This is a genomic window from Nostoc sp. 'Peltigera membranacea cyanobiont' 213 (assembly GCF_002245975.1).
Classification (GTDB): domain Bacteria; phylum Cyanobacteriota; class Cyanobacteriia; order Cyanobacteriales; family Nostocaceae; genus Nostoc.
Window position 1 is genome coordinate 1 of sequence record NZ_NOLI01000199.1, and the last position, 10953, is coordinate 10953.

The window sequence follows — 10953 nt, forward strand, 5'->3', positions numbered from 1 at the left end:
CCTGTCCCCTGCCCCCTGCTCCCCTTCCTCCTCTGGATTTCGAGGAATTTCCATTTGAGTCATTGCCGGCTGTTTTAACGCGGACTTTGTTACCCGAAACCAGATTTGCTTGACCATCGGTGACAATTTTATCGCCTGGTTGCGGTCCTTTCTCAACCACATCTAGTCCATCAATGGTGCTGCTAATTGTAACTGGGACATTTTCCACCGTCATGTCTGGCTTAACTACAAACACAAACTGGCCATCTGGGCCATTTTGCACCGCTTGGCTGGGAACAACCGTTGCATTGGGTTTTTCGGTCAACGTCAGCGTTGCGTTGACAAATTGACCGGGAAATAAGTGTCCCTGAGTGTTGTCAAAATCGCCAATTAGTTGAATAGTCCCTGTAGTGTTATCCACCGTATTATTGACAAATGACAAACTACCTGGAACAGAACGAGTTTGATCGTTAGGGAACGTCACATCTACCTTCAGCTTGCCATTCTGCATATACTTTTGTACCTGGGGTAGATTTGCTTCGGGAACGGAAAAAGCAACTTGAATCGGGCGAATTTGAGTCAGGGTAACAAGGGGAGTCGTACTGTTAGCTTGCACCACGTTGCCCTGAGTCACCAGAATATTGCCAGCGCGACCATCAATCGGCGCATAAATTTTGGAGTAAGATAATTGCACTTTGGTATTGTCTAATGCTCCCTGGTCAGAACGGACAACAGCTTGAGCATTAGCGATCGCAGCTCGATCGCCCCTAACAACAGCTTGAGCATTAGTTAGCGCCACTCGATCGCTTTGCAAAACCGCTTCCGCATTAGCGATCGCTTCTCGATCGGCTTGGAGGGTTGCTGTGGCCGATTTACTATTAGAAACGTATTGCTGTGCTTGATCTAAACTAATCGCGCCCTTCTTATATAACTCACCATAGCGATCGCTCTGTCCTTTGGCAAATTCTGCTTGGGCTCGATCTTTCGCCAAAGTCGCCTGGGCTTGTCGTACCAACGCTTGGTCTTTAATTAAAGTCGCCCTAGCTTGCTCTATTTGACCCAAATCTCTAGTCAATCCATCTCTAGCCTGTTGTACCGAGGCTTGGTCTTTGGCGACAGTTCCTTGGGCTTGCTGGATTGCCGCATTTTGCGATCGGTCATCTAGGGTAAACAAAAGTTGTCCCTTTTTCACATCTTGACCTTTCTTGAAATAAACTCCAATAATCCGTCCGCTAGCTTCGGGCGTAATCGAGACTGTAGAACCCGATTGCACATTCCCGATCGCCTGCAATTGTAACGGAACTGTTTTTTGTGTCACCATCGCCACGGTTACAGGTGTCACTTGCTGCTTATTCCGTCCAGATTTTTCAGTTTTGTCTGACTTGGCTGCACCTGCATGGATAAAAAAACCCAGTCCAGCCAGCAACAGCACGCCCAAAACCACCAAAATAATCTTTCTTGGCGATCGCGGTAACTTTGGTTTTACACTATTCTCAGTCAAACGCTCATTAACAATTTCATTGTTCATCAGAACCTCCAGAGGATTTTAGTTTATTAAAAACAGAATTCAGCATCACAGGACTTACGCAAATATCTCTCAAACCTCATTTCTCCGTGTCCTCTGCGCCTCTGCGGTTCGTTATTTCAGACTAATTAATTCTGAATTCTGGTTTTTGTATTCCTTTCAATATTTACTTAACTGCTGCTGTAAAAGATTTAAAGCTTGTTTCTCTATCTGCCTGACTCGTTCTCGACTCATACCCATCCGCTGACCAATCTGTTCTAGAGAAATTTCATGTCCATCTCTTAAACCAAAGTGCAAATTTAATATTTCTTGTTGTTGGCGAGATAGATTTGATAATAAGCTTTCAACCTCCTGATTGAGAAATTCCTCTGTGGTCGAGCTATTGACCGAATACCTAGAATCTTCTATTAAGTCTTGTAATCTTATATCTTTTTCTGAGTTAACTCGAATATCTAGAGATATAGTTTGACGAGCCAAAAGGAGAAATTCTCGAATCTGACTAGGCTTTAAAGAAAGTGCATTAGCAATTTCTGTACTGGTGGGAATGCGACCCAGCTTTTGAGATAACTCTCGCTGAACCCGCTTAATTTTATTTAACTTTTCATTGATGTGAATAGGTAATCGAATAGTGCGTCCTTGCTGGGCGATCGCTCTGGTAATTCCTTGACGAATCCACCAGTAAACATAAGTTGAAAATCTATATCCTAAAGCCGGATTGAATTTTTCAACCCCTCTTTCCAAACCCAAAGTACCTTCTTGAATTAAGTCCAATAGCTCTAAGTTCCGTCTCTGATATTGCTTGGCAATTGACACCACAAGCCGGAGATTAGACGCGATCATTTTCTGCTTGGCTTTTTTCCCTTGATTTAATTGCTGAATTAGTTCCGGTTCGCTTAACTGCATCTGATTAGCCCATTCTGGCAGCGTGGGTGTACGGTTTAATTCAACAGCCAGTTTTTCTGATTCAGCAAGTATTCTCATCATCTGCTGAACTTGTTGGGCAAAAATAATTTCTTGTTCCTGGGTTAACAGAGGTATGCGTCCAATTTCTTGAAGATAGGCCCGGACTGTATCAGTTGTAGCTTTACTATCTTTATTCTCTATGAATGTTAAGTTACTCATCCTGACTTAGCCTCCGTCTATTAATTAGGGTGTTTTGAATTAGGGAAAAACCGCAGATAGTGACTCGATGAGCCATAAAGACTTTTATAAAAAAACCAGGTATCAAGCACTAACTCCAAAAGAGCAATCAACACCCAAATTGCTAGAGAAACAATTACAGGTAGACTGAGATCGGGAAACTTCCTTTGCAAATCGATAATGCCAAACAACAGCAAAAACAGCAGGGAAACTCCTAGAAGAAATGCCAACTTAACGATCGCGAGAATGAAACGGCTGATCTCTAAGATGCGATTGTAAAGTCTGGAAAATCTCTCCAGGATTTCTTCCATATTATTGATGACAAGTAAAATTTGTTGTTGCTGCAAATGGGTAGCTAAGGAGGAATTTTGCTGCACTTGCGTCCATTCATATTCATCCTTGAAATTATCTAAAAGCTTGTCCAAAGGTGGCATCTGGGAACTAGTCGCCCAGATTGGGAAATCTTTTAAATGCAAGGGAACTAAATAGTTAATCAGCGCTATCAGAGTTTGCTCAAAATTACTGAGTTCAGTGGGAAGAGACTGAGTTAGACGAATGAGTTGGTCAATCTGAATCTGAAGTGTATAGTAGTCCTCATACCGCCTTTGAGCGATTAACTGACTAGTAAAAGTCAGGAAAACAATCAATACCCCCAATAAAGCAGCTAAAGACTGGGATACAGCAGAAAAGAATTCAATCGCCACCTGTTTAGGCACTGTTAGCCAGGGTGCGTTTTCCCGCATAACAAAAAGCAAGGTGGTAACAAATACAAGCCCGACGATCGCTAGCTGATGGTGGGTAACAGTAGTTATGACTGTCCGCACAAAAGGAGTGTTACTAAGTTTCACCAAGATTTGCAGACCTGGGACTGGTTCACACATTTGAAGTGGTTGGGCTTTGCGGGTTGACATGATTGCCCTTTAAGAAGATACAGTTGCTAACTTGTTGACGAGAGTAAATATTCTCAACAAGTCTTATTTCCCACCCTGTAAACTCGCATGATTAGCCCCCGACTGAATCAATTGGCTCAGGTTATCAACAGCCTTAGCGTACTGAGGATCGGCTAATGTTCCCAAGGTTTGGTTTTCTACTAATGCTTTCTGTTGTGCCTCGGTTAACGCCACGGTAATATCTGGTGCAATACCGACATGATTAATATCTCTACCTTTGGGTGTGTAGTATTTAGCAATCGTTAGTTTCAACCCCGAACCATCCTCCAGAGGCTCTACGGATTGAACTAAACCTTTACCAAAGGTGCGAGTCCCTACTAATGTGGCGCGATTATCATCTTGCAGCGCTCCTGACAGAATTTCGCTGGCGCTAGCAGATCCCTTATCCACCAGGATCACTAAGGGTTTGTTGGTGAGAGGATGTCCCGACGCATTGTAGTTATCTTTAACTCGATCTCGATTTACCAAAGAGACGATCGCTCCTTGCTTTAACCACATGCTGGCAATTTGCAAACTCGCATCCAGCAGTCCACCCGGATCGGAACGCAGATCCAAAACGTAGCCCTGCACCTGCTGTTTTTCTAATGCTTCTATTGCGCGATGCATCTCTGCGGGAGACGTTTCCGTAAACTGTGGTAAACGAATGTAACCAATCTTACCCACCGACGTTGTTTGCGTGTTGTAAGTTACAGGATAGATGGCAATATTCGCGCGAGTCAGGGTGAAAGTTTGCGATTGGCTAACCCGTTGAATCGTGAGTACTACCTTGGTTCCCACGGGGCCCACAATCCGCTTAACGGCATCCTGTATTTTCATTCCCTGAGTTATTTCACCGTTAATCTGGACAATTAAATCACCCGGCAAAATGCCCGCTTTAAAAGCAGGTGTTCCTTGAATCGGGGCGATAACAGTTAAGGCTTTAGTTTTTTCATTCTCTCCCAGTTCCAGCCCTACACCAGTGAGGTTGCCAGAAAGATCGCTATTTAGGGCTTTAAATTCTTGGGGGTCGTAAAACTCCGTGTAGCGATCGCCTAATTTAGCCACCATTTCTTGAATTGCCCCATAAGCCTGTTTATTGGAACTATAGGAGCGGCTAAGATACTGCTGTCGAATTGCTTTCCAATCTTGATGGTTAAAGCTGACATCAACATAATTTTTATCTAGGATTTGCCATACCTCATCCACCAATTTTTGAGGGCTAGGTTGGGTTTTACCTAGAGCTTTAGAAGCGTACAAACTACTTCCTGTCAAGATTGCGGCAATGACAGCTAGTTCTATCCTGACAATTAATTTTTGCTTGAACATAATTTAACTATTAAAGAAGAATACAGAATTATGAATACAGAATTCAGAATTCTGACTCCTGAATTCTGTTTGATAAAACCACTAGGACTTATCTTGAGATTGCCCTTTCCTATGGGGATAGGCAGTCTTAAAAATATCTTGAATTTTAGTTTTTTGTTCAGCCGTGAGATTCAGGCTGAACACTGCTTTACGCATTTTTTCACCTTGTTGCAATTTCGCTGACAATTCCTTTACTTGATCTGGGGTCAAAACTGCCTCAACTTGTTGGCGAATTGCCTCGCGCTTCTGGGCGCGTTCCGGCGTATTCGCTCCAGGAGAGCTTGGCGCAGAAGTGTTGGTATCAGATACCTTTGTGCCACCATTGTCACCTTGAGACACATCTGGAGACTTAGAACTGGTGCAACCCGTCATTCCTCCAATTAGGAGAGTTGCAAATAAAAGGGTTGGTAAAATTATCTGTTTTTTAATCATTTACTTCTCTGGTTTTTGTTGTATGTAATATGATTGTTCTGACTCAATTTAGGTTTATGACTGTCTAGAAGATGTTTGAAAAGTTGCGGCTTGACTCATACCAGCTAATCTTAAAAGTTGGGATAGATTTGTGCATGAACTAGAATTCCTAACCTGACCAGGAAAAAAGTACTGAAGTTATTATGACTTTTTTCCTAATTTAGGAATAATTAATCAGTCGGAACGGCTCTATCGATTTTAGATACAGATTCGTTATATAGGAAGAAGAGTTTCATCCTAAAATTGTGAAAATACCTATGGTTTTGTCACAAAGGCCATTGAGTTGGAACAGTTCTATGATTCGCTTGACCTACCCATCGTTTCGTCTGTTACTTTACTTAGAGTGGCTGTTATTAGCTACGGCAATGTTCATGGAAGTTCTGCTGCCGTTTGAGTTTTCTTGGTCGTTGCCACTGCGAGTTGTTGCGATCGCAACTTTCAGCTTGATGGGCTTGAGACTACCAATGGTGAAGCTGGAAACGAAATTATTTTATACAGTCCTGGAATTCGGTTTAATTTTGCTGCCAACAACTCAACATAGCTTATCTAGTCGCTCCGTTTTCCTGCTGTGTCTGGTACTAGTGATGCGGAGTTGTCTAATATTTAAGCAATCGGGACAGCTGGCTGTCTTGGTTTTATCTCTGCTTACTTATGCAACACTGCTTTTATCAAGACCAATTTTACCTGAGAATTTTAGGCGAGATATAATTGCCATGTCTTGGGATTGGCGATTAAGTAATATATTATTGTTTAGCTTAACGTTAGTATTCGCTTTGTTGTTAATTAATGCTCTGCTTGCAGAGCGCCAAAGTCGAGAGCAGTTAGAAATTGCCCATTTGCAATTAGAGATCACCAATCAACAGCTGTGTCAGTATGCGCTACGGATTGAAGACCAGGCAACCTTACAGGAACGCAACCGAATTGCCCGCGAAATCCATGATGGATTAGGACACACTCTAGTCGCCCAAACTATTCAGATTAATAACACTCTGTTGTTTTGGGAATCAAATAATGACAAAGCATTGGCATTTCTCAAACAGGCAAAGGAATTAGGGGCTGAGGCGCTGCTGGAAATTCGGCGATCGCTTTCTGTGTTACGTTCAAATCCTTTGCAAGGACAATCTCTTACATCAGCCATTGAAAAGCTGCTAACAGATTTTCAGCAAACCACAGGTATTGAACCGTCTTATAAAATTGACGTGCCGCACACTTTACCAACTGAAGTAAATACGGCCCTCTACCGGATTGTGCAAGAATCGCTGACAAATATTTGCAAACACGCTCAAGCAACAAGTGTCACCATTGGCTTACTCGCTCACGCTGGGATGATTCATCTGTCAATCGAAGATAATGGACAAGGATTTAATCCCACTCAAAATACAACCGGGTTTGGGTTACAAGGAATGCGAGAACGAGCGGTTGCACTGGGCGCTCAGTTGAATCTTAACAGTAAACTAGGAACAGGTTGCTGTATTTCTGTTTCTTTGCCACTATCAAAGCTATTGTTTTAAGCCTGACTGTCGAGTTTTCAATCCGAAGGATTAAATCTGTCTCAGCCTACAGGAGGATTTTAACTCAAACATTTAGCTAATGATGGTTGATTAAATTAATTACTGTTAAGATATGTAACAAGAGATTTAATTGTGAACACTTAGAAGCAGAGAACAGACGAAAATTTTTTAAATTTTAGATGAAGTTGAAGTGCGTTTAGCTGTATTTCTTAAAAGATACATAAAGCTTTTTCTCGCTTTCTAATCCACAAACTCTTGATTTTTTAATTTGTAATTGTGAAAAGGGGATATTAAGTAATGGGTATTGTCAAAGAATTTCCAGGAAATCATTTAAAATCAGTTTCTATTGAAGGGAGCAAACCAATAGTTGAATCTTTAGCACAACAATGGGCTAAAAAATATATAGGTAATCTCAAGGTTAATACTGAGAGAACAGAAAAACTAGAAATACTTAATTTATCAGAGATAGTATCACCAGAAGGACGAAAGAGAACTGCTCAAAAAGTATTAGATTCTTTGCGAAGTGTTAGTGCTAAAGCCTGGAATAAAACTGAGGCATTATTATCTACAGAAGTTCAAAAGCATGGCATAGATTTAAACCTAATTAATCCGTGGGAAATCGCAGGAGATTCTTTTAATATTTACCAAAAAGCTTTGGATGTGTATACTCAACAAACAACATCCCAACCTCTTTCTTTGGTAATGAAACTGGTTGAGGAAGAGAATCCACTTTATAAAGATGCGTTGGAAGTTTATACAGAACAAGTCGCTCCTAGCAAGCTAGCTACAGTAATTGGTGCAGAGATAGGAAAGCTTAGAAATAAATATACTAGTCACGATCCTAGAGTTATTGGCTTTGTAAGTATGCAGTTTCATTACACAAGTCAAATGCTTCTACAAGGACTTGAGCCAATAGAACAATCACTTATTAGTACATACTTTAAAGTTATTGACGACCATTTGTATATGCCACTGCAACGTGCTTATGATGCAGCAGCTGAACATGAGTCTGATTCTGTAGCATTATCCGCAGTCCAAAAATTATTACCAATTAGTACGCAAATTGCGAAAAGGATTTGCCAAAGAGTAATTGAGATTTATCCAAATTACAACTCAATGTCTGGGAGATTAAGTAATCCGATAGTTAAGACATCTAGTATTCGGGATGTAGAAATGTTTCAAATATATCTGTGGGTATGTGCTTTAGAAACAAGCTGTGGGGCTATTCAAGAAGAGTTATTCCCCTTATGTGTAATGCTCTATCCCCGATTAAATGTGCAGTGGGAAGTAATCCGTCAAATGCTACATTTACTAAGACAAGAAATAAACAATAGCCTGACTTCTAAAGAAGCTGATACTTTAATGCCATATTTCCAGATATTGTGGGATATGTTCTCTCCAGAGGTGTTTGCCGAACTTGGATTGTAATAGGGAACTTCCAAGAAATAGGTTACTCAACAAAGAATTATTGGTGATTTGATAAATTAATATTTTTGGCAATTTTTGTTCATGCCTGTTTTAGCCTATGATTCGGATTTTATTAGTTGACGATCAGCATCTTATTCGCCAGGGACTTAAGAGTATGCTTGAGTCCAATGCAGAGATGCAGGTAATTGGTGAGGCGGAGAATGGGCAACGGGCACTCGAACAGATTCTGGCACTGCAACCCGATATTGTGCTTATGGATGTTCGGATGCCTGTAATGGATGGAGTTGCGACAACAAAAGCGATCGCTCAACAATATCCCAACATCAAAGTTCTCGTCCTCACCACCTTCGATGATGATGAGTATGTTTTCCAGGCGATGCGGCTGGGTGCAAAGGGTTATTTACTCAAGGACACCGAACCAGAGGAACTCATGTTGGCAATTCGATCCGTCTATAAGGGACAAACCCTACTCGGCCCGGGATTGTTTGAAAAAGCACTCACGCCCATTGCCGCGCCTGTCCCTTCTGTGCAACCCCCTCCAGAATTGGCACAACTCACACCCAGAGAATTAGATGTGTTACGGTTAATTGCTTGTGGAGCTAATAACCGTGAAATTGCTGAATCGTTGTTTCTTTCAGAAAATACTGTTAAGAATTATGTTACCAGTATTTTAAGTAGGTTGAGTTTGCGCGATCGCACTCAAGCCGCTTTATTTGCCCATTCGTTGTTTGGTGGTTCTAAATAGCTTTAGAATCTTGCGGCTAATTCTTCATAATATTGGGTTTCATTTCTAGCTAACAAATCGCACTGATATTCCAAAATCGTGTTGTGTCTCGTTTAATAATCAATCGGATTTGAGATATTCCTGTAATTGCTTGGTACGCAATTTTGTGGTATTTTCCAGACAACCAAAATAAATGGTAGGAGCAATACTTCCTCCCTCATATTTGCTTCTTTCAAACTCACAATTGGCATCTCGAAACTTTACCCATACTACCTGTGCAGCAATCAATTTCTGTTTCCTAGAGTTTTCTAAGCTAGGTAGCAATTGTTTATAAGCTTGATTTAGTTTCTTATCTGCATTCTGATAAGATAATCTCGCGCATTCATTAATTGCTACTTGAGTTTGAGGATTATTACAGTTGAATTTTTGAACTAACCGCATCTGGGGTAAAGCAGGCGTTGTACCTGCCATTGTCATCACAGGGGTATCTAAACTGCTGAGAGTTAGCATACTTGCCAAAACTAGTAATAATTGACGCATGGCAAAAATTTTATTGTTTAAGTATTTGAGGGAGGCATGAGGCAGAAGGGGTCTTAAACCCAAGACTCCTCCCACCTCCTGCCTTCATTGATAAAATATATCAGTGCTGACGGATGATTGTGTATATTAAGATGCAGGAGACTGATGATTTGTTACAAAATGTAATCTAGCCGCTAGAAGGAAGTCGAAATTTTACGAGAATGCTAAAAATAATTTGGTATTTTAGTAATCTAAGTTAAGCTTTTATATTTTATGAATCGTTCCGCCTGCCTTATTTTCAATCCAGTTGCGGGTCAGGGAGACCCAGACCAAGAATTAGCAGAAATTCGGGCAATATTAGAGCCAGATATTGACCTAGATATTTATTTAACGACTGAAGAAATCGATGCCGATCAATTAGCTTATGCAGCTGTAGGGCGAGGAGTAGATGCAATCATTGCTTCGGGTGGAGATGGGACTCTCTCGGCGGCGGCGGCGGCTGTAGTTGGTACGGATATTGCATTTGGCATCATTTCCAGAGGGACAGCAAACGCTTTTGCTACAGCTTTAGGAATTCCTGACACGATCGCAGGTGCGTGTAACACAATTTTACAGGGAGGAACCCGCAATGTAGACGTAGCTTATTGCAACGATCGGCCGATGGTACTCTTAGCAGGTATTGGCTTTGAAGCTGAAACTGTAGAATTGGCAGACCGGGATGCCAAGAATCGCTTCGGAATGATGGCCTACGTTTTCGCTGGAATTCAGCAACTGAGAAACTTAAAAAACTTTGATGTTGAAGTTGAAACAGAAGACAGGATAATTAAAACTAGCGCCTGTGCAGTAACAGTTGCAAATGCCGCGCCTCCGACTTCAGTCTTAGCTCAGGGGCCAGCAGGTCTGATTTATGATGATGGATTACTAGATTTAACGATTGTCGCTCCAGTAAATAAGGCAGGAGCGATCGCTGCTACATTCCATCTATTCCAAACGGCTTCTACAGGTAATGCCGTAGAGCGGGATGATATTGGTTTTCTGCGAGCCAAGCAATTTAAAATTACGACTGAGCCACCACAAAAAGTTGTTCTAGATGGTGAAATAGTCGGCACAACACCAGTAGAAATTAAGTGTATACCAGCAGGATTGAAGATTTTTGTGCCATTAGTAGAAGAAGTTGAGCCTACCGAAAAATTAGAGGGACTCCCTAATTTGACTATTGAGATGAAAGACACAGCAGAGGAATGAGGGGATTGGGAATCGGGGATTGGGGAAGGTGCGACCCCCTCTGAGGATAAGGGGTAATGGGGATTGGGAATTGAGAATTGGGAATTGAACAGTAATAATCAATAGTTCTTCTTCCCC

General features: G+C 41.5%; 10 protein-coding genes. 4 read left to right on the forward strand and 6 right to left on the reverse strand.

What is annotated here, in order from left to right; genetic code table 11:
• From CDG77_RS31440 to CDG77_RS31460, 5 genes are all read right to left on the reverse strand, one after another.
• Positions 1-1507: efflux RND transporter periplasmic adaptor subunit (locus tag CDG77_RS31440; RefSeq protein WP_143857134.1), on the reverse strand; the 1507-nt coding region annotated here is incomplete at its 3' end.
• A 156-nt stretch (positions 1508-1663) separates the two neighbouring features.
• Entirely contained in the window at positions 1664-2626 is a 963-nt protein-coding gene (locus CDG77_RS31445; protein WP_094333135.1) for an RNA polymerase sigma factor, RpoD/SigA family, read from the reverse strand.
• 20 nt (positions 2627-2646) lie between these two features.
• The gene (locus CDG77_RS31450; protein ID WP_094333136.1) at positions 2647-3555 is read right to left on the reverse strand and encodes a hypothetical protein; all 909 of its coding nucleotides are present in this window, start codon (positions 3553-3555) and stop codon (positions 2647-2649) included.
• A 63-nt stretch (positions 3556-3618) separates the two neighbouring features.
• Positions 3619-4899, reverse strand: coding sequence for a S41 family peptidase (locus CDG77_RS31455; RefSeq protein ID WP_094333137.1), 1281 nt, complete (start codon positions 4897-4899; stop codon positions 3619-3621).
• A gap of 81 nt (positions 4900-4980) precedes the next feature.
• Positions 4981-5370 (reverse strand): hypothetical protein, encoded by a 390-nt coding sequence (locus CDG77_RS31460; protein ID WP_094333138.1) that lies wholly within the window; start codon positions 5368-5370, stop codon positions 4981-4983.
• Positions 5371-5705: 335 nt separating this feature from the next.
• Between CDG77_RS31460 and CDG77_RS31465 the strand changes: the two genes are divergently transcribed.
• The 3 genes from CDG77_RS31465 to CDG77_RS31475 all read left to right on the forward strand — a co-directional run bounded on the left by CDG77_RS31465 (position 5706) and on the right by CDG77_RS31475 (position 9093).
• Entirely contained in the window at positions 5706-6920 is a 1215-nt protein-coding gene (locus tag CDG77_RS31465) for a sensor histidine kinase (RefSeq protein ID WP_094333139.1), read from the forward strand.
• 297 nt (positions 6921-7217) lie between these two features.
• Complete coding sequence (locus CDG77_RS31470) at positions 7218-8348, forward strand: hypothetical protein (RefSeq protein WP_094333140.1); 1131 nt, start codon at positions 7218-7220, stop codon at positions 8346-8348.
• Between the two features lie 97 nt (positions 8349-8445).
• Positions 8446-9093, forward strand: a complete 648-nt coding sequence (locus tag CDG77_RS31475) for a response regulator (protein ID WP_094333141.1) — start codon at positions 8446-8448, stop codon at positions 9091-9093.
• A 99-nt stretch (positions 9094-9192) separates the two neighbouring features.
• Here the strand turns inward: CDG77_RS31475 and CDG77_RS31480 are convergent, their stop codons facing one another.
• Positions 9193-9612, reverse strand: a complete 420-nt coding sequence (locus CDG77_RS31480) for a lysozyme inhibitor LprI family protein (RefSeq protein WP_094333143.1) — start codon at positions 9610-9612, stop codon at positions 9193-9195.
• A 252-nt stretch (positions 9613-9864) separates the two neighbouring features.
• Here CDG77_RS31480 and CDG77_RS31485 point away from each other — a divergent pair, with 252 nt between their 5' ends.
• Positions 9865-10836, forward strand: coding sequence for a YegS/Rv2252/BmrU family lipid kinase (locus CDG77_RS31485; RefSeq protein ID WP_094333142.1), 972 nt, complete (start codon positions 9865-9867; stop codon positions 10834-10836).
• Positions 10837-10953 lie beyond the last annotated feature (117 nt).